Here is a 24,831-nt window from a genome sequence, read left to right on the forward strand (position 1 = left end):
CAAAGTTACGTTGTCATGTTCCGACCTAGCAGAACCGTGACGGTATTGGTGCCCAGATGAAGCGAGCAGGTAAGACAATCAAGAGTTCACGATTCTGGTAGTTGAACTGAATACAGCAGAAAATTTTCCGATGGCTGATAACTAACACAGTGGCTATAACTAGCCTTTCTCGCGGCTCTGATATCTAGTAATCAACAAGTATTGCCCAATGACTTTTGCCCAAATCAACGTTCCAATAAATCCCTCCGCGGCCCCCTGATAGTCCTGCCGCATTAATTCTCTTTCGTGGTAACCCTTTACCGACAAGATTTCCTTAAACATTTAGCTTACACATCTTCTCATTGAAGTCTGAAGCACCTCGTTTCGGCTATGTGCTCTGTTTATTTCCGCTCGGACAAGCCGCGTCCAGGTCCAGTCATTACTTTTTAACCAACTAGCATGAGTAAACAATTACTACTGAGTATATGCGTACTGTCATTATATTCTGCAACAGTGTGGGCGCAGAATCGACAAATTCGGGGTACCGTCAATAGTGATGGAAACCCGGATGGTTTTCCCGGAGCCAACGTTACGATCAAAGGCACTTCAGTCGGGACCATCACCAACGCTACCGGAAACTACATACTAACCCTGCCCCCTGCCGCAGATACGCTGGTTTTCTCGGCAATCGGCATGGAAACCGTCGAAGAGCCCATCAATGGGCGTACAACAATCAACGTCCTGCTACGAAACGAATCCCGGTTACTCAACGAAGTTATTATCACGGCCATCGGAACCCGCACCGAACGAGACAAGTTTGCCTCGTCTATTTCGACCGTTAACGGAACGGCTATTGCCCGAACGGGCGAAACCGGACTCTTGACGGGCCTAAGTGGCAAGGCATCGGGCGTGCTGATTACGCGCAACGGGGGTGACCCCGGCGCGGGAGCGTACATACAGATCCGTGGGCAAAATACAATCAATGGCAACGCTCAGCCGCTGTTCATCGTGGATGGGATTCCGGTGAGTAACGCTACGGATAACCTGGGCACGGCCGCCGGGAACGGGATTGTGCAGCAGTCGCGTATCAACGATATCAACCCCGAAGACATTGAAACGATGGAAGTGTTGAAAGGCGCTTCGGCAGCGGCTTTGTGGGGAACGCGGGCGGCTAACGGGGTGGTCATCATTACGACGAAAAAAGGCAACGATTCGAAGGGTAAAATCAACATTACGTTCAAGTCGACGGTGTCCGTCGATCGGGTGAACAAGATGCCCCCGTTGCAGAACACCTACGGACAGGGGTCGGGCGGCCTGTACGTGCAGGGACAGCGAAACAGCTTTGGCGATCTCATCGCCGACCGGACGGGTGGCCCCGATACGTACATCACGGACCCGAAAGCAACTGGCTATCAGGGGTTCATTACGTTTCCCGATGGTACGCAACGCTACGCCATCGCGTCGGGAACGGCGGCCAATCCGCATGGGGGTAAAAATGCGCGGGATACCTACGATCACACCACGGATGCCTTTCAGACGGGTCATTTCACCGACAACAGCCTCAACCTCAGCGGGGGCAACAGCCGGACCAGCTTCATGGTCAGTTACGCCAACCTGATCCAGAAAGGTGTTATCAAATCATACAGCGATTACCAGCGTAACACCGCCCGCGTGAACGTATCAAGTCAATTTACGGATTGGTTTCGGGCGTCAGCAAATGTGGGATACGCCAAAGTTTACTCGTCGCGGGTGCAGGAAGGCGATAACGTCGATGGCATCATGCTGGGCGCGCTACGGACCCCGCCCGATTTCGACAACAGCTACTACACCGGTACGTATACAAATCCGTCCGGTCAGGTCTTCAACAATGCGCACGTATCGTACCGGAACCCACTAGGTAAAGATTTGAGTACCATCTACGCCAACCCTATCTGGACGATCAATAACAACCGCAATACCAGCGACGTCGACCGTCTGACCGGAAACATCGAACTGGACATCACGCCCGTGTCGTGGCTGACGGTAACGGGTCGTACAGGGATCGACAATTTTACGGACAACCGGCTGGAACGATTTGCCCGCAATTCGGCTCTGCAGTTGAACGGATATCTATCAAAAAACTGGATCACCGAGAAGCAGTTCAACACCGACGTATTTGCCAATGCCAGCAGAACGTTCAGCAATAATTTCAGCGGGTCGCTGCTGCTCGGGGTTAACTACAACAGCCGCCGACGGGCTACCCTGTGGAGTGCGATTACCAATCTGATCGTACCGACAGCTCCCGACATTCTGACCAACGCGCTCAACTCGAACCTGACAGCGGGGAATACAAATTCGCTCATTCGCACCTATGCCTACTACGCACAGGCTGAGCTTCAGGCGTATAACCAACTGTTTCTGACCCTGACGGGGCGGAACGAAAGTGCCTCAACGTTCGGGGCTAAAACCAACGCCAGCTTCTTCTTCCCCTCGGCCGCATTAGCCTGGCAATTCACGCAACTGAAAGGGCTGGAAAGCAGTTCGTGGCTCAGCTTCGGAAAACTGCGGTTGACCTGGGGGCAGGTTGGTATTCAGCCGCAGCCGTACCTGAATTTCACGACCTTCGGTCCGGCTAATTACGCGGATATGTTTACGAGGGGCCTGACGGGGACTAGTGCGCTTTATGGCGGTGGCTACGTCCGCAGCACTACGGCGGGCAATGACTTTCTGCGACCCGAACGGAAAACCGAAGCTGAAATCGGGGTCGATCTGCGGTTTCTCCGGAACCGGATCAGCCTGTCGGCGACCGCCTATAGCAACAACACCCGCGATGTTATCCTGTCGCTGAATGTACCCAACGAAACTGGTTTCTCGATCCGCAACAGCAATGCCGCCGAACTGTCGAACAAAGGGCTGGAACTGGAAGTAAGTGCTGACCTGTTGCGCCGGGGCGACTTTAGCTGGAATGTATCGGCCAATTACTCCATGAACCGCAACAAGGTCGTGTCGTTGGCGGGTGCATCGGTGTATATTCTGCCCGACAGCTACATGCAGAACGCATCGCTGATTCCGGGCCAGCCATTCGGCATTTTTTACTCGACGGATTTCCGCAAAAATGAATCCGGCAGCTACATTCTCGATGCGAATGGGTTTCCGCAGGCGGGTATCAGCAACGAAATCATTGGCGATCCAAACCCAAAATGGCGGGGTGGCCTGGGTAGTACATTTGGCTACAAAGGGCTGTCGCTGTACGTCCTGTTCGACCGGGTTGCGGGCAACGACTTCTTCAACGGTACGCGGGGATCACTTTACAATTTCGGCGTTCATGCCGATCAGGGGTATACCGTCGTAGCACCGGCGGGCGGTTTGAAAGATGCTAATGGTATTGTCATTCCGGCGGGAACGGCCTTTCAGGGGCAAATCCGGGATTTTGGAGCGGGTCCGGTAGCGATCAACCAGGCCTGGTGGCAGGGCCGGGGATCGGCATCAAACTCGGCATCGTACAAGCAGTTTGTCGAAGATGCGAGCGTATCGCGGCTACGTGAAATCACGCTTACATATAGCCTGCGCAGCCCCGGTTTCCGTCGGGTCACCCATCTCTCCAACGTCGATTTCAGCCTGACTGGCCGCAACCTGATCCTCTGGACTAAGTACACGGGCACCGATCCCGAGGTGAACATTACGGGCGCGGGGCTATCGCGCGGGCAGGACTGGTTTACCAATCCCAATACGAAATCGCTCCTCTTTTCGGTACGCATCAACTACTAATTACCTCTTCCAACCACGAATCATGAAAAAATGGTTTTCCTATAAAATAATCATTGCGTTTCTAGCGGTTAACGGACTAAGCAGTTGCCAGCGCCTGTTCGTAGAACCGACTATTCAGAGCAACCCCAACGCGGTGACGGACGTGGACGTAGCTACGTTGCTGGCGGGTACGCTGCTGGGGGTATCGTTTCTGCACGAGGACACCGACGTTCGTATTGCCTCGATGTGGGCGGGAGAGTTAAACGGTTTGTCGCGGGCGCACCAAGGTTTTGCCCAGTATATCGTTTCATCGCAGAGTTTTACCTGGAGCCCGTTGTACCCGGTGGCCAGTCAGGCCCGGCTGATTCAGACGAAAGCGGATGCCGTGGGCGACAAGTGGACGAAGGGTGTCGGGCAGGTGCTGGAAGCGCTGGCAATTGCCAAAGCGACCGCTCTCTACGGCGACGTTCCCTACAGCCAGGCCTTCAATGATGTAACATTCCCCACCCCCGTGTTCGACAAACAGGTCGACGTTTACGCGGCTCTCCAGACCACCCTGGACAACGCCATCACGAACCTATCGGCCCCGACGGGACTGGCTTTTTCGGCGCAGGATTTTATCTACAAAGGCGACGTAACGAAGTGGAGAGCTGCGGCCAACACATTAAAAGCCAGGCTGTATCTGCATACCGGCGACTACGCCAACGCCATTGCCAGCGCCAGTCGGGGGATCAGTAGTACGGCGGGCGACGCCCTGATTCCGCACGGCACGAGCCTGGGTATCGACCTGAACCAGAATTATGATTTTTTCCGGGTCAACCGGGCGGGTGATACGGGTTTCGACGGAGCGTACTTACCGAAGTTACTGCAATCACGCATCCAGTCGGCCAACACAAAAACTGACGAAACGGCGCTTTATAATCACTACATCAAGGTGGGCATTACGGCCACCGGCAGCCTGGACCCGAACACCGTCGACGGCGCGTTCACGGCCAACGCGCCCCACCCCATCCTGACGTATTACGAAAACCAGCTGATCATCGCTGAATCGCAGGCGCGTCTGGGGGCTATGAACGATGCCCTTGCCGCGCTCAACGCGGTTCGGGCGGGACTGGCAACGGGCTACGTCAACGGCAAAACTCTGCCGGCAACGGGGCGGAAATACGATGCGTACACGCTGGACAATTTCGGCGCGACTGGACTGGCGAATCCAACCCGACTAGCGACGGTTCAGACGGCTCTGCTGTACGAGATCATCAGCCAGCGCTACATCCTGCTGCTGATGCAGTATGAAGCATTCAATGATTACCGTCGGCTAGCCAGAGCGACGCCGGTCGTACAGCTCCCCATTCCTTTGTATACGGGTACGCAGAAGCCGCAGCGGTTTATCTACCCGCAGGGTGAAATCAACACCAATCCAAACGTACCCAGCCCCCTCCCCGATCAATTCACGAAAGTGTCGGTGTTTTAGGGAGGGGGATTGGTGATCCTCGTCAATGCACTTTTTGTCATCCCGACGCAGCCGGGCGGCCGGTGCCGAGGGATCTTCGGCAATAGGAAACCTTTCCGGCAATCACCGAAGATCCCTCGGCACCGGCCGCCCGGCTGCGTCGGGATGACAGAAAAACGGGATGACAAAAAAACCTCACTAACAAAATGCTACCGCTAACCCGCTTCCGATGACGCTTAGCCATTCGTTTCCTGCGCTTTCTGATCGTGCATTTGTGCGCTATTTTACGTTCACCGCGTTGTACTTCGCCGAGGGGCTCAACATGGGCATGCTTTTCGTCGGCATTCCGGCCTGGATGGCCATGCAGAATAAAACACCCACCGAAATCGGGGCGTTCGCAACGGCTTGTGCGCTGCCCTGGACGTTCAAATTTGTGGTTGCGCCCCTCATGGACCGGTACACGTACCTGCCGATGGGACGAAAACGACCCTGGGTTCTTTTGGCTCAGCTGGGGCTAACGGCCAGTTTGATGTTTATGGCGTTCGTGCCCGACCCGCTGTCGAATCTGAAGTTGTTTATGGGGGCTGCGTTCCTGGTTTCGGCCTTCGGGGCCATTCAGGATGCGGCTACGGACGGCTTGGCGGTTGACGTGGTTCCGGGCGATGAGCAGGCTCGGGCGAACGGGTTTATGGGGGGTGCCCGCATGATTGGTAGTTCCCTCTCGCTGGCTGGCTGGAGTTGGCTGCTAGCTAATTACGATTACAAAGTGGCGACAATGGCCCTCGCGCTACTAATTGGTCTGCTAACAGTTGTGCCGATTATTTTGCGGGAAGAGCCCGGAGAGAAAATCTTACCCTGGACACCGGGTACCCCTTCGGCAGCCACTCAGAAAATGCAGATTACCAGCTGGTCCACCATTCTGAAGGCATTATGGAGTTTGTTTCGATTGCGAAATTCGCTGCTGGTTGCCGCGCTGGTGTTCATCACTCAGGGGGCCTACAACTATTTTGAAACGCTGCTGCCTCTCTTCACCGTAAAAATAGCGGGCTGGACGAACATCTCCTATTCGAAAGCCTTCGCCACGGCAGACCTGATTGGGGGTATTGGCGGCATGGTGCTGGGAGGCTATCTCATCGAACGGTTTGGCAAGAAGCGCATGATTGGTGGTTATTTTCTGCTGATCATTTTCATTACGACCGCCCTGGCCCTGCTGAAAGCCTACTGGACAGAGAGTACGTTCATCTACGGGTTTATCATTACCTACCGCTGGCTGAACGCCTTTGCCAAGATCGGCGTGTATGCCGTCGCGATGGAGTGCTGCTCGAAGCTGGTATCGGCCAGTCAATTTACGTTTTATATGACTATTGGGGCAGTCGGTTCAATGGTTGGCGCTACGTTGATTGGCCCGGTCAAAGAGCGTTTTAGCTGGGAGATAACGTTCTATTTATTCGCGGCTCTGATCGCGCTCGCCTGGATCTGTATGCTGCTGCTGAACATCCGCAAACTGGACCGGCAGATCAGCGAGCTGGAAATAAAAGAACGTTCCGTCTCACCGGCTTACTCCGAGAGTGTATAGACCGCATTGACATCAGCCTTACCAAATAGGTGGAGCTACAATCCTGTTTTTATTATGAATATTCTGCTTGTGTCAGGTCCTTGTATATCGTTAAAAGAGCCTTACAACAGTGGTATAGAAGCCTTTATTGTTTCCCTGGCCAACCAACTTGTCAGTCAGGGACATACAGTAGATGTCGTGGCTGGCGAGACAGAATCCGACGCTGAATTCACGCTTATAAACCCATTTCCTGGATCTACTTCCGACAAACCCAATTTTTTCAGACGCCTGAAAGAAAAGCGTCAGTTCGAGAAGCTGAATGTCGATTCGTACGATATCATCCACTACAACATGTTTTACCCGCATCTGCTAACGACAGGGTTGCATGCCCAGAAACCTTCGTTGCTGACGCTTCATTCACCGGCGGACAAAAAACGAATAGTGGCGTATAAAAAACTTTCCCGGCGAAGCAATGTAACATTCGTAGCGATATCGGACCGGGTCAGGCAGCAATGGACCCAAGCGCTTGGCATACATATACCGCTCATAGACAACGGCATAGACATAAATCGTTGGCCTACGAGCAGCTCGCGGAGCCGTGAGTACTTGTTGTGGTCAGCCCGAATCAATGAAGAAAAGAATGTGGCAGCGGCCATTCGCGTAGCCAAACATATGCAGCTGCCGCTGAAGATAGCTGGCCGAATTGCTGACCCGCAGTATTTTGAGAAGAAAGTTAAACCGCATCTGAACAATCAAATTGAGTATGTCGGGCACGTAACGCAATGTGAACTGAGCCGTTTAGCGAAGAAAGCGTCTGCTTACCTGGCAACGGCAACCTGGCAGGAGCCATTCGGGTTGGCGGCTTTGGAGATGCTGGCAAGTGGCGTGCCTGTCGTAGGGTTTGATACGGCCGTTCCACCCGGTTGGGCGCATGAAAGCGTAGCAACAACGGCATCGCCCCATTGGCAGGACTTAGTCGAACTGGTTCAAAAGAGTCACGCGATTAGCTCGAATACCTGTGCCGCATTTGCATCGACCATGACTAGCCAAACGATGACGTCGAAGTATGTGAAGCTATACAGAGACGTATTGCGACAAGATGGTATTCGTGGAAAAGCGATGCCTGCCAGCAATCATGCAGAACAAACAGCCGCTCAGCACCCGCAAAGACTACAGTAGCATTGGCCTATGAAAATTGCTGTTGTAGCCAAAACAAGATTGCCGATAACCGAACCATTTCGAGGAGGCCTGGAAGCGTTTACCCACGCCCTGTGTACAGCGTACATCCGTCTCGGTCACCAAATCACGTTGTATGCCCATGCGGATAGTGACCCGGCCCTGAACGTAAAGGGATTTTACGGCGATACGTATCGGGAAAACAAGCTATTCGAACTCTATGAGACCGATGAATACCTCTCGATACTGGCAGATATTGAACAAAACGATTTTGATGTCGTACATAACAACTCGACGCACGAATTACCCATACTGTGGGGTACGAAGGCGCTGATGCCGGTGGTCACGACCATCCATACGCCACCCACCAGCAAATTAAAAGCAGCGATTACCATTTGCTCCGGTTCTGAAAATCTTCATTTCGCGCTACCGTCAACATCATTAGAAGCTACGTGGCAGCCCTATTTGACGAATGATTCAATCATCATACCCAACGGTGTCGATCCGGATACGTGGCCGCTCGTTCGCAAAAGTCGTGACTATCTGTTTTGGTTTGGCCGAATCGTGCACGCGAAAGGACTGGACATCGTACTAGACGCGGCCCACGAGCTGAGTATGCCCTTGCGATTTGCCGGACCGCTCGATGACAAGACGTATTTTGATGAACAGATCAGGCCCCGTATGACGGAGACTGATACGTACCTTGGTCATTTAAACCAGGCTGAACTACGGCTGCACCTTTCAGACGCAGCCGCTATGGTGAATGCCGTCCGCTGGGAAGAGCCGTTTGGCCTCACTACCCTGGAAGCCATGTCGTCGGGCGTACCCGTAGCCGGCTTCGACCGCGGTGCTTTCCGTGAATTGGTAGATGCGGAAAGTGGCGTGGTTGCCGAGCAAAAAAATGTAAAATCGCTGGCTAAAGCCATCGCAGCGGCAATACCACTGGGGAGCGACAACGTAAGGCGCCACGCCGAAAAATTCTCGTTGACAACGATGGCTGAGCGCTACATAACGTATTTTGAGAAAGTGCTATGAAGCTACTCCTGGTTGCTGGGCCGTTCATCTCGTTACGTGAGCCCTATAATGGCGGTACGGAAGCATTCATCGTCGCGCTTGCCAACGAACTGGTGCGTCTGGGTCACAGCGTCGATGTGATCGCCAAAGATGCCGACGAAACGAATCTGTTTCAGGTGATTGAATTTCATGAGAGTCCGCTCAGCATGAAAGATGATTCGTACCGACCAACTTCGGAATGGCTCGGACAGCAGCACTATCAGACGCTACAGTATGGCCTGTTCGACGTTAGTCAGTACGACGTCATCCATTACAATTCGTTTATTCCCGAAATCTACGCAGTGGGTGCACTCCTCAAAACGCCGGGCGTACTAACCTTGCATCTGCCGCCAACCGAAAAATTTGTTTTGATGTACAAATTTTTCCTGAAGCATGCCCCTGTCGTACCAGTTGGTATTTCAACCCGAATGAGCGAACAGTGGACGTCATTCCTCGGCAATGATGTGGACGTAATTCTAAATGGAATTGTATTCGATCAGTGGCCCTTACACGCAAGAAAGGCGGATGGGTATTTACTCTGGAGCGGGCGGATTGCCAAAGAAAAGAACGTTGAAGCCGCTATTCAGCTAGCCAATTATTTAGAACGGCCACTCAAGATTGTCGGCCCTGTTTTTGACAACCATTATTTCCGTGACCGTGTGCAGCCGCAGCTAAACGAACGTATCGACTACATTTCCCATGCTACGCAGCAGCAGTTAAGTAAACTAGCAGCGGGCGCTTCGGCGTATCTGGCAACCGCTACCTGGGAAGAACCTTTCGGCCTGAGCACGCTGGAGATGCTGGCCAGTGGTTTACCCGTTATTGGGTTTACCACCGCCATACCGCCGGAATTGCGCCACGAAAAACTATCCATAGCCATTGATTCACAGGACTGGCGGGACCTCATAAAACCACTGGATGTCGCTGGAGATTCGGCACCGGGAGCCTGCCGAGATTTTGCGGCTTCATTCGATATGAGAAAAACTGCCGCAGCTTATGTAAGCGTTTATAAACGCATAGCAGAAAAGGTAAGGTGATAAAGAAGCCAACGATATTCTATTTTGTTCATGCGCACGGGAATGGGCATCGGGCAACATTTAATCTGTTGTACCCCGCCTTATCCCTCTTTTTTGACGTTGTAGCGGTAACGACGAACCACGAAGTAACTGCGTATCTGCATAAAAAGCACGACGTTGACGTACTGGAACTGCCGCCAAAGTATCCGGCTAATTACCAGATACCAGCGCATACGTTTTCAAAAGCGTTTGAGGTGACGCCGTATGCCATTGAGCCTGCAGTACGGGCTAAAGCACTGGCAGAAGCGATAGCGTACTACAAGCCAAAAGCGTTCTACTGCGACGGGGTTCCGGAGTTGGCCATCATGGTTCGGGGCATGGGCGTCCCGGTTGTGTTGGTGCATCTGCCCGGAAATGTGATGAACGATCCGACACAGGTTTTTGCGCATGAGCTGGCGGATCATATCGTCGCTCATTTTCCGGCTTCGCTGGAACAGGCAAACTACCAGTACACAGCCAGAACGTATTACAGTGGCTATATGTCAAAGTATGCCGGCCGTGGAGTTGAGCCGACCAGCCGCTCAGCGATTAATAACGTAACAATTCTGTTGGGCTACGATAATTACGATGAATCAGTGCTACAAACGATCACAAACGATCAAAACATTCACTTTACAATTATTGGCAATAAGCGAGCGTATGAGTTAGCGACAAACTGTGTACTGCTCGGTCCGGTTGAAGACATCAGCGAAGCGATTGTTGGCGACGTAGTGATTGCGGCTGCCGGTCAAAACACCATTGCCGAACTTTTGTCGCTTCACAAACGCCTGATCCTACTTCCGGAACCCAGACCGTACGACGAACAGGCAGTACACGCCACTGTGTTAGCAGATCAGCATATTGCGCTGTTAGCGGAGATAACATACAGCGCTGAGCAGTGGCAAAACCTGTTGCAAAAAGCGAACGGGTTTACGCCTTTTTGCGAAGGTTTAGTGAATGCGTCAGCCCCGGAGGCCATAGCGCAGCAAATGAGAAACTGGTATGCTTGAATTCAGTATTGTCACCATTGTAAAGGGAAGACGAAAGCAATTAGCCAATCTGCTTTACTCCGTCAAGGCATCGACGATTCGTCCCTACGATATACAAGTCGTTTGCATGGACGACTCGGACGGAATTACCATTCCCGAAGGGTTGCCTGTGAGCATCCATGCAAGTAAAGGAACGCATGAGCTGCCATTAGCTGCAGCCCGGAATCTTGGCATTACCGCTGCACAAACGGACAACGTCATATGTATAGACGTAGACTGCATCGTTTCGCCAACCCTGTTTGCCACTATGCTGATGGGGTTGGACGCTGAAACGATCATTGCAGCGTATCCATTGTATCTGCCGATCGTGCCGGACACAGGAAATTATGGGAATCTACAGCATCAAGCCGTATCACATCCTGCCCGAGAGCGTATACCGGTTGGTCAGCCGGTTGATCATCTGCAATTCTGGTCGTTGCTATTCGCGATTCAAAAGCAGACGTTTGAACGTATTGGTGGCTTTGACGAATCGTTTACAGGCTATGGGGCAGAAGACACCGATTTTGCCATGATGTTTCATCGGGCGGGTGTTAAGCTGATCTTTGTGCACGACTACGTATTACATCAGTATCACGATAAGTACGATCCGCCGGTAAACCATTTCGATTCGATCATTGAGAACGCTACGCGATACCAGCAGAAATGGAATGTGTTGCCCATGCAGCGCTGGCTGAACGCATTTGCAGGAATGGGCCTGATAAAAATCGATCAGGCAGGCACCATCACCGTCCATCAAAAACCGACGGATAGCCAGCTAAACAACAGTGTTTCACCTCATCCGTATTGATACGTGTTCCGGCGGTGATGGGGAAGCTTCCTCGAAAATAATACGTTTCAAAAGCATAACCAATGCGTGCTTAAGAGCAAGTATACTAGCGTGCCCCTCTACCAAAAGCGATAGTCAATAAATCTATCGATTCAGTTGCCAAAGAGGCTAATAACTTTCGATCCCGCATAAAATGGGATAATCTAAACTAGTTTAGATTATTTTACCCCTAAATCCCCTGAAGGAGACTTCTCTCGTATGTAGACAGAGTCCCTTTCAGGAAATTTAGGGGTAACGAGCTTTATTCTAAGGTGATCTCACTGACCTTCTCAGAAAGTAATGCTCGACCTGATTATACCGAGCGTTTTTGCTTCATCGAGCTCCGGCCAGCAATTTTGCCACTGTGAACAACCAAACTGCCAATAAAGAAGAAAGCCGCTCGTGGGAGCGGCTTTCTTCTTTATTGTTTCACCTGCACCGGCAGGTCCTCTAACTGCGCGTAACTAAGTTTCCAGGTATCATCGGTTCCTTTTTTCCAGAGCAGGACAAAGTTCCCTTCGCCAAATCCGTGGGGTTGCTGGGGTTGTTCGGGTAATACGTCAACCGAAAACGTTCCCGCTTCGTAGGCCATCGTCGCATCTGTTCCGGAGCTTACTACGTTCGTTTTTAAATCGTTCAGCGACGTAATGGTTTCCCGAACCCACTTCTGAGATACTTCAGACTTCCCATTGAAACGAACATTTCCCTGCAGGAACTGAACGTCTTCGGCCAGCATACCAATGACCTTATCGGCGTTCTTGTTATTCCAGGCCCCAATGAACTCCTGGTTCAGGGCCTGCACATTGGCCGTCTCGCCTGATTTGCACCCTACCAGCAGCCATGCGCTGGCGAGCGCTAATACTATGTTCTTCATGATTTTAGTGAATGTAGTTGGGAGAGTAACTGACGTACCCTCCCAAAGGTTGGCATTACCAGCTCTTACGCCGGTAAATTGATGAGCCATACGCCGTTGACTGATCCCCGTACGACACATTAGTCAGGAAGGACGCGTTCAGTACGTAAGGCGATGTTGTTGGCTTAGCCGCCACAGCCGCAGGCAAGGCAACAGGTTTAGCAGGTCCCAGACCGTGAGCCGGAGCAGCTGCCAGAGCCGCCCGTTCTTCGGCAGCCCGCTCGGCTACCATCCGACGCTCGCGTTCACGAGCCGTTTCTGCTTCGGCAGCCGCCAGCCGGGCGGCTGCTTTGTTTTTGTTATCCTTATTTTTACCGATCAGATAGCCAGTGGTTCCACCAACAGCTCCACCAATCAGCCCACCGACCAAGCGGTTTCGCCGGTTAATTAAGGCTCCGGCGGCTCCACCCGCAGCGGTTCCGATAATAACCCCTTTCGTCTGTGGTCTCATCCGCCGGCGTTGCGCCTGCGCTGGGGTATAAAACGTTACGAACAGCAACAAGGCCAGGAGTAACGCGAGTTGATTCGTTTTCATAGCAATTAATTTTACAGGTCAAACATCAACAATTGTTGTTTAGACAACCGGAAGCAGGAAAGGTTTATTTCCCCAGCCGACTGACCTACCCTAACGTATGATCAAAGCCAATTGTTCGACAGGAACCGGTTGGTGCGAAACAGTTGACCGCTTTCATCGGTAGTCTATACAGAATACAACCACTACATATACGATGGCTCTTTTTGTCATTGTCCGCCACGGACAATCAGAATGGAATCTGGAGAATCGCTTCACGGGCAGTACGGATACGCCCCTTACGGATCAGGGACGTCAGGAAGCCCACAAGGCCGGTCAGTTGCTCCATGAGGATCGATTCAATATCGGTTTCACATCGGTTCTGAAGCGAGCCATTGAAACCATGTCTATTATTCTGGAGGAAACCACGCAGACCGACTTACCCATTGAGCGCAATGCCGCGCTGAACGAACGCTACTACGGTGATTTGCAGGGGATGAACAAACACGACGCGGAAATTCAGTTTGGACAGGAACAGGTTTTCTGCTGGCGACGCGGCTACAGCGAACGTCCCCCCAACGGCGAAAGTCTGGCTGATACGTGTCACCGGGTAATGCCTTTTTTCAACGCGCACATTCTGCCTCATCTACAGAAGGGAGAAAACGTGCTGATTGTAGCACACGGTAATAGTTTGCGGGCGCTGATGATGCAACTGGAAAACATAAGCCCCAAAGACATCGAACAGGTTGAACTAGCAACGGGCGTGCCCCGTCAGTATACCTTCGACGGAGCAAAGAATACGTTCACCTGGGTAAAGAACAAAGATGAATAATCAAGTAGTTAATCTAAGATAACCATGAAAGCAATTGTCTTGAGTGATTGGGGCGGCCCCGAGAATTTCTCTATCCAGGACGTACCCACACCAGCCATCAAACCAAATGAAGTACTGGTTCAGGTGAAAGCCTTCGGTGTTAACCCCGCCGATTTTAAAACCCGAACGGGTACTACACCCTATTCGAAAAATTATCAGTCTCCGATTGTTCTGGGCTGGGACATGGCGGGCGACGTAGTGAAAGTGGGTGCCGACGTAACGAATTTCCGGGTAGGCGATCCGGTATTTGGTATGGTCAACTTCCCGCAGCCGGGTAACGCCTACGCCGAATACGTAGCAGCTCCCGCGGCCGACCTGGCGATCAAACCCACGGCGCTTCCCTACGAGGAAGCGGCTGGTGCTCCCCTGGCGATCCTGACCGCCTGGCAGGCGCTAACGGAACATGGTGATCTCAAACCTGGCGAGAAAATCCTGATTCAGGCGGCTTCCGGCGGAGTGGGTCACCTGGCGGTTCAGCTGGCCAAAGCCTTGGGTGCGTATGTTATTGGTACCGCTTCGGGCAAAAACGAAGAGTTTGTCAAACTGCTGGGTGCCGATGAATTCATCGATTACAAATCGACCAACGTAACAGACGCGGTATCGAACGTAGACATGGTCTTCGATACGGCTGGCGCTGATACCATTTTTGAGTCGGCAAAGGTACTCAAGTCGGGCGGACGCCTGATTTCGATTGCGTACGGCGCAATGGATAAAGTGCTGGCTGAACGTCCCGATATTCGCGCCGAACGAATTCAGGTCCACACCAGTGGTGAAGACCTGGAAACCATCAGTCAGCTCATCACCGAAGGGCGCGTTATCGTAAAGATCAGCGAGGTACTCCCCGCCGACAAAATCGCCGACGCCCACCAGCAACTCGAAAGCCGCCGGACAACGGGTAAAATCGTGCTGACGTTTTAAAGAGTTCTGGGCAGGATTACAGCCGGGCCATTCTCCCTACGTTTTCCGCTTCTTTTTCTTGGCCGATGGGAACAGGACATTATTGAGAATAAGCCGGTAGCCGGGGGAGTGCGGGTGTAGATTCAAATCCGTCGGATTGCGGAAACCGCCCCCGCGGCTGCCTTCGGGGTCGTGCCCGCCGTAGAAGGTCCACTGCCCTTTGCCCAGCTCGCCGTAGAGATAGCGGTCGGAGGTTTTCCCCTCACCCATCACCAGCGCGTTTGGTTTAACGGCGGTTTTGCGAAAGGCGGTTGTCTGCCCAAAAAACTCTTTTACAATGGCCGTGTGGTTCTGCGTCAGCATGGCCGGAATGGCGTCCCATTTGGCGGAGAAGTTGAACAACTCGAAAAAGCCCCCCGCCTGGTCGTACCCACGACCTCCCGAGTTGATATCAGAAAACGTTGAGAAGCCCCGATAGCCATTGTCGCCTTCGAGCGTAAAATTCTGGAAGGCCAGCGTCTTCCCAAAATCAAGTTTGCTCTGGGCTGAAGGGTCAATACCGTCGCCATCGTAGCTGTCGCCCACGATGTCGACGCCATCAGCCGCCAGGGCAATGTCGAGCGTTTCGGCACCCGAACACATCGCGAACAGATAGCCGCCCCCCGCGCAGAAGTCTTTGATGCCTTTAGCCACGGCCAGTTTCATCTGCGATACCTTGGCGTAACCAAACTTATGGGCGATATTTTCCTGCGCTTTAATATCGGCCAGCGTCTGCCGGTGGAGGTTACGGCCAAACTGTCCCGTAAAATCTTCGTGGTGCAGATGCAGCCAGTCGTACTTGGGCAACTCGCCTTTCAAAACTTCTTCATCGTAGACAATCTCATATGGAATCTCAGCGTAGTTGAGCACCAGCAGGACGGCGTCCGTGTTCTCAAACTCCGACGGGCTGACTTTCAGGGGGGAGTAAACAATGATCTTGGCCGCTTTCTGCAGCATCACTACGTCCGTATTGAGGTCGGGATTAGCCAGTTGCTGCTTGATGCCGTTGGCGCTAGCGTCGGATATGGATTCAAAGGAAACACCGCGCACCCGGCACTCTGTTTCCAGGGCGGCTGTGTATTTCATCAGAAAGCTGCCGCCCCGGTAGTTGAGCAGCCATTCGACCTCCTGATCGTCTTTCAGAATTTTGTAAGCAATGCCATACGCTTTGAGGTGATTCGCCTGCGCGTCGTCCATCGGAATCAGGATCGAATTGCTTCGGGCGGGTGCGGCAAAACCGAGAATTGTCCCGATCAGTAATAGAAAAGTAAGGTGCTGTTTCATGGCACATACTATTTTTGGTTGACGTTACGCCCACTTCCAATTCAACACACGTATGGGACTTCAGCCCACAATGCTTCGTTACGGTCTTTTCCTACTAGTACCTACCCTTATGTTCTGTTCCCGCCAGCCGTCATTCAACGGCAAGCTGCCTGTCGAAACCGGTGTTTCTCAGACGCTGGCCCAGCACCGCAAACAGGTGATCAGTCAACTGGCCTATGCTCTGTCATTCGACATCCCGAATCAGAAAGTGCAGCCCATTCCGGCAACGGAAACAATTTCGTTTGTCTGGCGGACAAATGCAAATCCGCTCCAGATCGACTTTAAAGAAGAACGATCTCATTTGCAGAACGTTGCAGTTAACGGAAAAGATATTCCGATCGTATTCGAAAACGAGCATCTGCTGATCGACAATTCGCTCCTGAAAGCGGGTCAGAATACGGTTTCGATTCGGTTCACCGCCGGTAATTTATCCCTCAACCGCAACGACGATTACCTCTATACCCTGCTCGTTCCCGACCGCGCCCGGACGGTCTTCCCCTGCTTCGATCAGCCCGATCTGAAGGCGTCGTTTCAGGTATCGCTGACGGTGCCCAGCACCTGGCAGACAATGACCAACGCTCCCGTGCGGGACTCCTCGATGGCCGGTGATCGGAAAACAGTTCACTTCCTGCCGTCGGATACGATCAGTACGTACCTGTTTTCGTTCGTAGCCGGCAAGTTCGAGTCCATCACCAAAACGCTGGGCAAGCGCCCTATGACACTGCTGCACCGGGAAACGGACGAAACCAAAATGCGGTTGAGCACCGACACGATCTTTTCGCTCCATGCCGACGCGCTTCGTTTTCTGGAAGACTACACCCAGATTCCGTACCCCTTTCAGAAACTTGATTTCGTCGCCATTCCCGATTTTCAGTACGGCGGCATGGAACATGCCGGAGCGATCGATTACAAACTGTCGAGCCTATTCCTCGACGCCGGTGCCACCCGCGATCAGAAACTATCCCGCGCTACGTTGATCGCCCACGAAACAGCCCATATGTGGTTCGGCGATCTGGTGACGATGCGCTGGTTCAATGACGTCTGGCTGAAAGAGGTGTTTGCCAACTTCATGGCGGATAAAATAACCGAAACGGCGTTCGCGGATGCTAACTACGATCTCCAGTTCGTGGTTGACCATTTCCCGGCGGCCTATGGTGTCGATCGCACTCAGGGCGCTAATCCAATTGGTCAGCCGCTGGCCAATTTACAGGAGGCCGGTACGCTGTACGGGGGAATTATTTACCATAAAGCGCCGATAATGATGCGCCAGCTCGAAAAGCTCATGGGCAAAGATGCCCTACGCGACGGCCTGCGGGACTATCTGAAAACATACGCCGTTGGTAACGCAACCTGGACGGATCTGATCACGATTCTGGACAAGCGCACCCCAACGGATCTGGTGGCCTGGAACAAGGTATGGGTGGAGCAGACCGGTCGGCCACGCTTTACGTATCGACTCGACAAACAGGGCAACACAATCGGGAAACTGACTCTGGCGCAGCAGGGCGAAGACGGCTCAAAACGCGTATGGCCGCAGGGATTTTCCATTGCGCTGGTCTATCCCGACCGTGTTGAGGAAATCCCCGTAGCCATGAACGAAGGGCAGGTGACCATCTCAGCCGCTACGGGTAAACCGCTTCCGTCGTTTATCGTGTTCAACTCGTCCGGGGAGGGTTACGGCCTGTTTCCGGTCGATCCGGCTCTGGTTTCATCACTGCCGTCGCTTCGGAATCCGGTCATGCGGGCATCGACTTACATCAACCTCTACGAAACCATGCTGACGGGTCGGTTGGATAAACCGGCCGTTATTAGTCCGGCGCAGCTAGCCGCTACGTATCAGCAACTGCTTGCTACCGAAACTGAGGAACTGAACCTGCGCCTGCTCACCAGTCAGCTAAGCGATCTTGTCTGGAACTACACCAAACCCGAAAACCGACCGGCACTGGCTACCTCCGTCGAACAGGCAGCCTGGCAGACTATGCAGCAAACCACCGGAAAATCGGCCAGCGGGCGGAAGAAGCTCCTGTTCCGGCTGTATCAGAGCGTAGCGCTCAGCCCCGACGCCCAACAGCGACTCTACAGCATCTGGAAAGATCGGAAAGCGCCGGAGGGTGTTACGTTGACTGAAGACGATTACACGTCATTGGCGCTGGCCCTGGCCGTCCGAGACTATCCGGCGCCGGGCATTCTGGCCGAACAATTGGCCCGTATCAAAAACCCGGACCGGCAAAAACGACTTCAGTTTATGATGCCTGCCCTATCCGGCAGCGTAGCAGAGCGGGATGCTTTCTTTTCATCGCTGGCTACGGAAGCCAATCGCGACCGCGAAGCCTGGGTAACGGCAGCACTGGGGTATCTGCATCACCCGCTACGGGCAGAAACTTCGGCTAAATACCTGCCCAAAAGCCTGGAGTTACTGGAAGAAATTCAGCGTACGGGGGACATTTTCTTTCCCGAATCGTGGCTGCGGTCAACGCTTTCCTCCTACCAGAACCCAGGCGTCGCACAGCAGGTTCGCCAGTTTCTGGCTGGTCGGCCTACGTATAATCCACGGCTGAAAGCCAAGCTGCTTCAGGCGGCCGATAATACGTTTCGGGCAAGTGCCCTGCTTTATGAGCCCTGAATACGAAAAAACGCCGGACGGTCTGTCCGGCGTTTTTTTCATTAGGCTATATAGCTTGGTAACAGTTTAGCTGTTTGCAGCATCAACGGCAGCCTGGGCTTCCAGCGCTTCGATGGCTGAGCGGTTTTTGTCGCCGTATTCATCACGCTTCTGCTCGAAATAGGAGAAGATACCCGTTACAGCCTCTACGTTCTCAGCGATTTTGCCATGCATATCGCTCAGGTTCTTTTCCAGAAACGAGTCGTTCAGCCCGTTCATGTTGTCAACTTCGATTTTACCGATCTTCTCGATCAGTGCATTCTGGCTGTTTTGCAGGTCTTCCAGTTCCCGCGCAACCTTATTCATCAATTCGAATTTCTGTAATTTATCCATGGTTCTCTCTGTTGAGTAGTAGAGAATAAACCCGCCTGATAGTAAAATGTTTATCACCTAATGGCCGCCACCCTGTTTTGAGACTATCTCCCTATTATTTTCTCCTGAACAGGTCATTCATCAATCGCGTCTACGAAACATCGCACACCAACACATCATTAATATCTATTATATTATAAATTAAATCAATTTGATCTATAAATTTTACTAACCTATTCTTGCATCATAATTCAGCGGCAGTGTTCAAACAAACATTGTCTCACTGTAGAAATCACGCAGAAAAGGATTCTATACTTACCGTAACTCAAAGCAAAGCCGGGCCATTTGGTCCGGCTTTGCGCTTTTATGGATATCTGCATAGCTAGCCAAGCCATCTATTGTCAAAGCCAGTTTTTATAAGCAACTTGTCTATACCAAATCAGTCAATTCAATGACGGCCATAGCAAAAGAGAAACCTAGCCGACGACGTACTAGCCTGTCAACCAGCAGCATCCCCACCGCCCTAATCTATGAGATGTGGCAGGGAAGACCTATCTATTATAAGGGATACCAAGATGTATTAGCAGGTAAGAAAACAATCGAAGAAATAATGTCGTGTTCCGATTTGCAGGGAGTACTTGTCTATCTCCTTGGGTTATACATTGGTAATAATGTCAATCGTAAGAAGTATTTAATCAGTACCAATGAATCCGGGCTGCATCTGGCTACGAACGACAACCTCGGTAGCGATCTGGCGATCTTCGAGAAAGAAAAGGTAGGTAAGCTAAAGGGTAAATATTTTGACGTACCGCCCAAGATTGCCATTGAAGTCGACATCAAAGCCGATGTAGCCGATTTTGAAGGGCGTTTGGATGGTTACCTCATCCAGAAATCCCAGAAACTCATTGAATTCGGTGTTGAGAAAGTAATCTGGATTATTACGAGTGCCCAGAAGGTATATGTCATTGACCGTAACGATCCTACCTGGTACATCATCAACTGGTCGGAAAATATTACCGTACTGGACGACTGCGTCCTGAATATAAAACAACTGCTGGCCAACGAGGAAATTGATTTCTAGTCAGCCAGCAGGTAGTTGTCAGCCAATCTTTACCGATGTCATCGTGAGCGATCCCCCCACGGCTTTATCGTTAAAGAACGACACGGGTTCATCTTTTCCCTGCAAGCCCAGCGTATAGAGCAATGGCAGGTAATGTTCTGGCGTCGGGATGGCGAGTTGCGCGTCCTTGCCCAAGCGGTCGTAGTGGATCAGCGAATCGTGCGTGCCGTTCTGAATCAGCTTTTTGAACGTATCGTTCATCTGAATGGCCCAGTCGTAGCCCCCACCGTTGATCATCGGCCAGGAAATCATGCGCAGATTATGCACCATGTTGCCGCTGGCCATAATCAGCACACCTTTCTGACGTAAGGCGTACAGCTCTTTGGCCAGTTCGTAGTGATACTGCGGTCCTTTCGTATAGTCGATGCTGAGTTGTAATACCGGAATTTTCGCGTCGGGATACATATGCCGCACGACCGTCCAGGTGCCGTGATCCAGCCCCCAGTCGTGGTCCAGTTCAACGTGGGCCGAATGAATCAGCGACGCTGTTTCTTTTGCCAGCTGCGGACTGCCGGGCGACGGATATTGCACCGCAAACAGCGCAGGCGGAAACCCACCAAAGTCATGAATTGTCTGCGGTTTTTCCATAGCCGTGATCCGGGTGCCGCGCGTAAACCAGTGCGCCGATACGACCAGTACCGCTTTGGGCGTTGGAATTTCGCGGGCCATTTTGGTCCAGCGTTTCGAGAACTCGTTATCCTCGATGCCGTTCATGGGCGAACCATGCCCGATAAACAGCACCGGCATTACCTGCGACTGGGTTTCCAGGCCAGCCGTGAATGTATTGAAATCCGATAAATCAGCAATTGTCGTCATACCAATGACCGACTGTACGAATGTTTTGCGGTTCATAGTGAATACCGGTCTGAGTCGGTCTACAAAAATACCCTTTCTACCAGCCGTCTGTCATTGATGTATGATAAGAAATCACGGCCTTTAGTCACGTAGTAACTGCCGCCGGACCCGGCTCAATGTTTCGGGCGTAATACCCAGATAAGCCGCAATCATGTGCTGGGGAACCCGTTGCATCAGGTCCGGAAACTGCCGACGTAACGCCTGGTATTTTTCTTCTGTTGACTGGCTCAGCGAACTGATCAGCCGCTGGTGCAGCGCAATGACATTCTTCTGGAGCAGCTTTCGAAAGTAGCGCTCCAGGGCCGGTACACGCGCCAGCATTTCTTCCATGGCCTCGTTTGTTATCAGCAGCAGCTGTGCCTCTTCAAGCGCTTCGATGGCGTAACGCGAGGGTTCGTGCAGAAAAAAACTGTTCGGGTCGGAGATCCAGTTGCCTTCGGGAGCAAACTGGATAATGTGTTCGGTTCCCTTGTCGTCAATGGTATAGGCTCGCAGTAACCCCGTAACAACAAACGCCAGTTGCTGACAGGTATCGCCGGGTTGAAGCAAAAACTGACGTTTCCGGACGGTATGCTGCGTGAAATACGTTTGACATCGTTCCTTCTCGGTTGCTGTCAGATTGGTTGTGGTACTAATTTGCTGGAAAAGTAAATCGAACATTGGCCAGGCGGAAAAGATCCTCTACAAACTTACAGCAGGGGGTGTAGTAGTTTACGTAAAACAAGAACGCTTTGCGTCAGTTCTGTTTCGGTGCTGGAGGCAAACCCCAGTCGGGTACCGTTGAGCCGCTGACCAGGCGGATTATGGGCCAGTCCATTGGCGAAGGATAGCCCCTCTCGCCCAGCCTGTCTGGCAAGTGCTTCCGGATCAATATCCGGCCGGAACGTAGCCCATACAGCCAGGCCACCGTCGGGTTTGGTAAACTGAATGGCGTCGGGCAGTTCGTTCGTCAGCAAATCGCAGAACCAATCGCGCCGGGCGTGGTAGGTGCGAAGTGCCTTCCGCAAATGACGTTTCATATCGCCGTTCTTGAATAACTGCCCCAGCGCAAACTCCAGCATCGGGTCGCCCTGCCGGTCGATGATACGTCGGAGCCGGGCCAGCTCATCAATCAGAGTTGCCGGGGCCACGACGTAGCCAATCCGAAAGGCGGGTGCTACTGATTTAGTCATCGAGCCAACGTAAACCACCATCCCCTTCCGATCAGCGCTGGCCAGTGGCAGGATGGGTCGACTGAGGTAATGAAAATCATAATCGTAGTCATCTTCCAGGATCGCAAAGCCATGTTTTTCGGCCAGTTGCAGCAGCCGTAGCCGACGATCGGCGCGTAACGTAACGGCCGTTGGGTAATGGTGATGGGGCGTTACGTATACCATCCGGATTGGTTGCTGCGAAACCAGTTCCGCGAGTTTATCAACGTCCATCCCGTGCGGATCTACGGGCACCGTAACCACCCTCCCGCCGGCCTGCTGAACATTCATTGTCGCTCCCGCCCAGGTCGTTTCCCCAATGACGACAATATCACCCGGCCGCAGCAAAACCTGACAGGCCAGGTGTAATCCCATGATACTGCCCCTCGTAAGGAGAATGTTATCCGGCGTTGTTCGCAGACCACGCGTTTCGTTTAAGTGATACGACAGCTGTTCCCGTAGCAGCGGGTGCCCTTTGGTATCGCCATAGCCAAAATGCTGCTGCGGATTACCCCAGCGAAAATAGGACCGATACGCCCGGCTGAGTTCCTCCATTGGGGCCAGCCGAATATCAGGGAAACCGTCATCCAGCCGCAAACCCGCCTGATTGGTCAGCACGGGGCGCAGCAGATATGGTTTCGTCTCGAATGCGTAACCGGGTTGCGTCTGAGAAACTGGCGACGTTGCATCCAGTCGCTGAGGTATTTGCTGCGGAATATGAGCCGCTACGTACGTACCACTTCCCGCCCGGCTTTCGAGCCAGCCCTGCGCCAGTCCTTCGTCGTACGCGGCCACAATCGTCTGCCGGTGCAGTTCCAGCAGCGCTGCCAGCTGTCGGGTTCCGGGTAAGCGTTGTCCGGCCACTAACTGCCCCGACTGAATCAGCTGGTTTAACTGATCACTTAACTGGAGATAAATGGGAATGGACGCTGTTTTATCGAGTTGAATCAGTGATTTGAAAGGAACCATAACTGGACTAGCGTAAATCTAAAAACCGGACGCTTCTACTGGTCCGGCAAAGATCGACTTTTGTTCTGTGCAATCAGCTAATTGCAGCACTTATGCAAACCATTCGTACAACCCCCAGCCGGGCCGCCAAACGCGTTCATTACGATGAAGCCATTATTCACCCCATTCTGGACGAAGCCTTATTCTGCACCGTCAGCACCGTCATTGACGGTCAGCCGTTTGCTCTCCCGACAGCTCATGCCCGTAAGGCAGACAAGCTGTACATTCATGGCTCGGTTGGAAGCCATTTTATCCGCGCCATCGAAAATGGAGCGCCGGTGTGTGTTTCGGTGATGCTGACTGATGGGCTGGTACTGGCTAAATCGGCGTTCAACCATTCGGTGAATTACCGCTCGGTGATCATTTTTGCGCAGGCAGAGAAGGTAACCAATGAAGCTGAAAAAATGGAAGCCCTGGCACTCATCACCGACCATCTCATTCCCGGCCGCTGGGCAGACCTCCGACCCACAACCGATAGTGAAATGCGTAAAACCACTGTTCTGGCATTCCCACTGACCGAAGCCTCGGCGAAGGTACGTACCGGCGGGCCGAACGACGATCCCGAAGACCGCGACTTACCAACCTGGGCGGGCGTATTACCTCTAAAAACCGTTTCGCTGACACCGGAACCGGCTTCTTACTGCCCGGATATTCCGTTACCGGATTATTTGCAGGCTGATTAACACCGTCGCCAACCGAGTTCAGCAGACCTCGGCTGGCGACCGACCGTACCATCTCCATACCTATCTTGCTGGCCTCAATGCTACGTATCTATGGCTAAAGAACATCAGTATACAGTAACCACGAACTGGACGGGCAATACAGGAACAGGCACGCGCTCGTACCAATCCTACGAGCGCAACTACGTTGTTTCGGTCGAAAACAAACCGGCTATCCCCGGCTCCTCCGATCCGTCGTTTCGGGGCGACCGCACGCGCTACAATCCCGAAGAACTGCTGGTGGCGTCTTTGTCAACCTGTCACATGCTCTGGTACCTGCACCTCTGCGCCGAAGCAGGCGTGGTCGTAACGGACTGCGTAGACAAGGCCACGGGCATAATGATCGAAACCCCGGACGGCAGTGGCCGCTTTACCGAAGTCACACTCCACCCCACCGTCACGGTCGCCGATGCCAGCATGATCGCCCAAGCCAACGCCCTGCACGAACCCGCCAACCGGAAATGCTTTATCGCCAACTCCTGCAACTTCCCAGTGCACCACCAGCCGGTTTGCTTGGGTGAAAGGCACTAATAATCTGTCCCAAGGAACACTCAACTAGAATT

At 52.6% G+C, this 24,831-nt stretch carries 21 protein-coding genes; 14 read left to right on the plus strand and 7 right to left on the minus strand.

Going from position 1 to position 24,831, the window contains the following annotated elements; all coding sequences use genetic code 11:
- Positions 1-438 precede the first annotated feature (438 nt).
- From HU175_RS20920 to HU175_RS20955, 8 genes are all read left to right on the plus strand, one after another.
- Entirely contained in the window at positions 439-3,726 is a 3,288-nt protein-coding gene (locus tag HU175_RS20920; protein WP_176568420.1) for a SusC/RagA family TonB-linked outer membrane protein, read from the plus strand.
- A 22-nt stretch (positions 3,727-3,748) separates the two neighbouring features.
- Positions 3,749-5,176, plus strand: coding sequence for a SusD/RagB family nutrient-binding outer membrane lipoprotein (locus HU175_RS20925; protein WP_176568421.1), 1,428 nt, complete (start codon positions 3,749-3,751; stop codon positions 5,174-5,176).
- A gap of 208 nt (positions 5,177-5,384) precedes the next feature.
- A complete protein-coding gene (locus HU175_RS20930) occupies positions 5,385-6,731 on the plus strand; it encodes an MFS transporter (RefSeq protein WP_176568422.1) in 1,347 nt (448 codons plus the stop codon).
- 54 nt (positions 6,732-6,785) lie between these two features.
- On the plus strand, positions 6,786-7,889 hold the full coding sequence (locus HU175_RS20935) for a glycosyltransferase (RefSeq protein ID WP_176568423.1): 1,104 nt from the start codon (positions 6,786-6,788) through the stop codon (positions 7,887-7,889).
- A gap of 9 nt (positions 7,890-7,898) precedes the next feature.
- Entirely contained in the window at positions 7,899-8,921 is a 1,023-nt protein-coding gene (locus HU175_RS20940) for a glycosyltransferase (RefSeq protein WP_176568424.1), read from the plus strand.
- Positions 8,918-9,976, plus strand: coding sequence for a glycosyltransferase (locus tag HU175_RS20945; protein WP_176568425.1), 1,059 nt, complete (start codon positions 8,918-8,920; stop codon positions 9,974-9,976). Before HU175_RS20940 ends, HU175_RS20945 begins: the two co-directional genes overlap by 4 nt.
- A gap of 68 nt (positions 9,977-10,044) precedes the next feature.
- The gene (locus HU175_RS20950; RefSeq protein WP_176568426.1) at positions 10,045-11,004 is read left to right on the plus strand and encodes a glycosyltransferase; all 960 of its coding nucleotides are present in this window, start codon (positions 10,045-10,047) and stop codon (positions 11,002-11,004) included.
- The gene (locus HU175_RS20955; RefSeq protein WP_176568427.1) at positions 10,997-11,830 is read left to right on the plus strand and encodes a glycosyltransferase family 2 protein; all 834 of its coding nucleotides are present in this window, start codon (positions 10,997-10,999) and stop codon (positions 11,828-11,830) included. Before HU175_RS20950 ends, HU175_RS20955 begins: the two co-directional genes overlap by 8 nt.
- A 439-nt stretch (positions 11,831-12,269) precedes the next feature.
- On the opposite strand, the gene HU175_RS20960 is transcribed toward HU175_RS20955, so the two are convergent.
- The gene (locus tag HU175_RS20960) at positions 12,270-12,722 is read right to left on the minus strand and encodes a YybH family protein (protein ID WP_176568428.1); all 453 of its coding nucleotides are present in this window, start codon (positions 12,720-12,722) and stop codon (positions 12,270-12,272) included.
- Between the two features lie 55 nt (positions 12,723-12,777).
- Entirely contained in the window at positions 12,778-13,296 is a 519-nt protein-coding gene (locus HU175_RS20965; RefSeq protein ID WP_176568429.1) for a glycine zipper domain-containing protein, read from the minus strand.
- A gap of 193 nt (positions 13,297-13,489) precedes the next feature.
- Between HU175_RS20965 and HU175_RS20970 the strand changes: the two genes are divergently transcribed.
- Both HU175_RS20970 and HU175_RS20975 read left to right on the plus strand, forming a co-directional pair.
- The gene (locus HU175_RS20970; protein WP_176568430.1) at positions 13,490-14,104 is read left to right on the plus strand and encodes a 2,3-bisphosphoglycerate-dependent phosphoglycerate mutase; all 615 of its coding nucleotides are present in this window, start codon (positions 13,490-13,492) and stop codon (positions 14,102-14,104) included.
- 24 nt (positions 14,105-14,128) lie between these two features.
- Entirely contained in the window at positions 14,129-15,061 is a 933-nt protein-coding gene (locus tag HU175_RS20975) for an NADP-dependent oxidoreductase (RefSeq protein ID WP_176568431.1), read from the plus strand.
- 36 nt (positions 15,062-15,097) lie between these two features.
- On the opposite strand, the gene HU175_RS20980 is transcribed toward HU175_RS20975, so the two are convergent.
- The gene (locus HU175_RS20980) at positions 15,098-16,363 is read right to left on the minus strand and encodes an asparagine synthetase B (RefSeq protein WP_176568432.1); all 1,266 of its coding nucleotides are present in this window, start codon (positions 16,361-16,363) and stop codon (positions 15,098-15,100) included.
- A gap of 109 nt (positions 16,364-16,472) precedes the next feature.
- On the opposite strand from HU175_RS20980, the gene HU175_RS20985 reads away from it, so the two are divergent.
- Positions 16,473-19,025 carry a M1 family aminopeptidase gene (locus HU175_RS20985; protein WP_228724231.1) on the plus strand — a complete coding sequence of 851 codons (2,553 nt, stop codon included), beginning with the start codon at positions 16,473-16,475 and terminating at the stop codon, positions 19,023-19,025.
- Between the two features lie 66 nt (positions 19,026-19,091).
- Here the strand turns inward: HU175_RS20985 and HU175_RS20990 are convergent, their stop codons facing one another.
- On the minus strand, positions 19,092-19,397 hold the full coding sequence (locus HU175_RS20990; protein WP_176568433.1) for a hypothetical protein: 306 nt from the start codon (positions 19,395-19,397) through the stop codon (positions 19,092-19,094).
- Positions 19,398-19,827: 430 nt separating this feature from the next.
- Here HU175_RS20990 and HU175_RS20995 point away from each other — a divergent pair, with 430 nt between their 5' ends.
- Positions 19,828-20,457 (plus strand): Uma2 family endonuclease, encoded by a 630-nt coding sequence (locus HU175_RS20995; RefSeq protein WP_176568434.1) that lies wholly within the window; start codon positions 19,828-19,830, stop codon positions 20,455-20,457.
- A gap of 18 nt (positions 20,458-20,475) precedes the next feature.
- Here HU175_RS20995 and ygiD read toward each other — a convergent pair whose 3' ends face one another.
- From ygiD to HU175_RS21010, 3 genes are all read right to left on the minus strand, one after another.
- Positions 20,476-21,348 carry a 4,5-DOPA dioxygenase extradiol gene (gene ygiD / locus HU175_RS21000; protein WP_176568435.1) on the minus strand — a complete coding sequence of 291 codons (873 nt, stop codon included), beginning with the start codon at positions 21,346-21,348 and terminating at the stop codon, positions 20,476-20,478.
- Between the two features lie 84 nt (positions 21,349-21,432).
- The gene (locus HU175_RS21005; RefSeq protein ID WP_176568436.1) at positions 21,433-22,011 is read right to left on the minus strand and encodes a Crp/Fnr family transcriptional regulator; all 579 of its coding nucleotides are present in this window, start codon (positions 22,009-22,011) and stop codon (positions 21,433-21,435) included.
- Positions 22,012-22,040: 29 nt separating this feature from the next.
- Positions 22,041-23,510, minus strand: a complete 1,470-nt coding sequence (locus HU175_RS21010) for a PLP-dependent aminotransferase family protein (protein ID WP_176568437.1) — start codon at positions 23,508-23,510, stop codon at positions 22,041-22,043.
- Positions 23,511-23,602: 92 nt separating this feature from the next.
- Here HU175_RS21010 and HU175_RS21015 point away from each other — a divergent pair, with 92 nt between their 5' ends.
- Positions 23,603-24,232: a pyridoxamine 5'-phosphate oxidase family protein gene (locus HU175_RS21015; RefSeq protein ID WP_176568438.1), complete on the plus strand. Its 630-nt coding sequence runs from the start codon at positions 23,603-23,605 to the stop codon at positions 24,230-24,232.
- Between the two features lie 90 nt (positions 24,233-24,322).
- Positions 24,323-24,799, plus strand: a complete 477-nt coding sequence (locus HU175_RS21020; protein ID WP_176568439.1) for an OsmC family protein — start codon at positions 24,323-24,325, stop codon at positions 24,797-24,799.
- The last annotated feature ends 32 nt before the right edge of the window (positions 24,800-24,831 follow it).

It is taken from the genome of Spirosoma sp. KUDC1026 (assembly GCF_013375035.1).
In the GTDB taxonomy this organism is placed as follows: domain Bacteria; phylum Bacteroidota; class Bacteroidia; order Cytophagales; family Spirosomataceae; genus Spirosoma.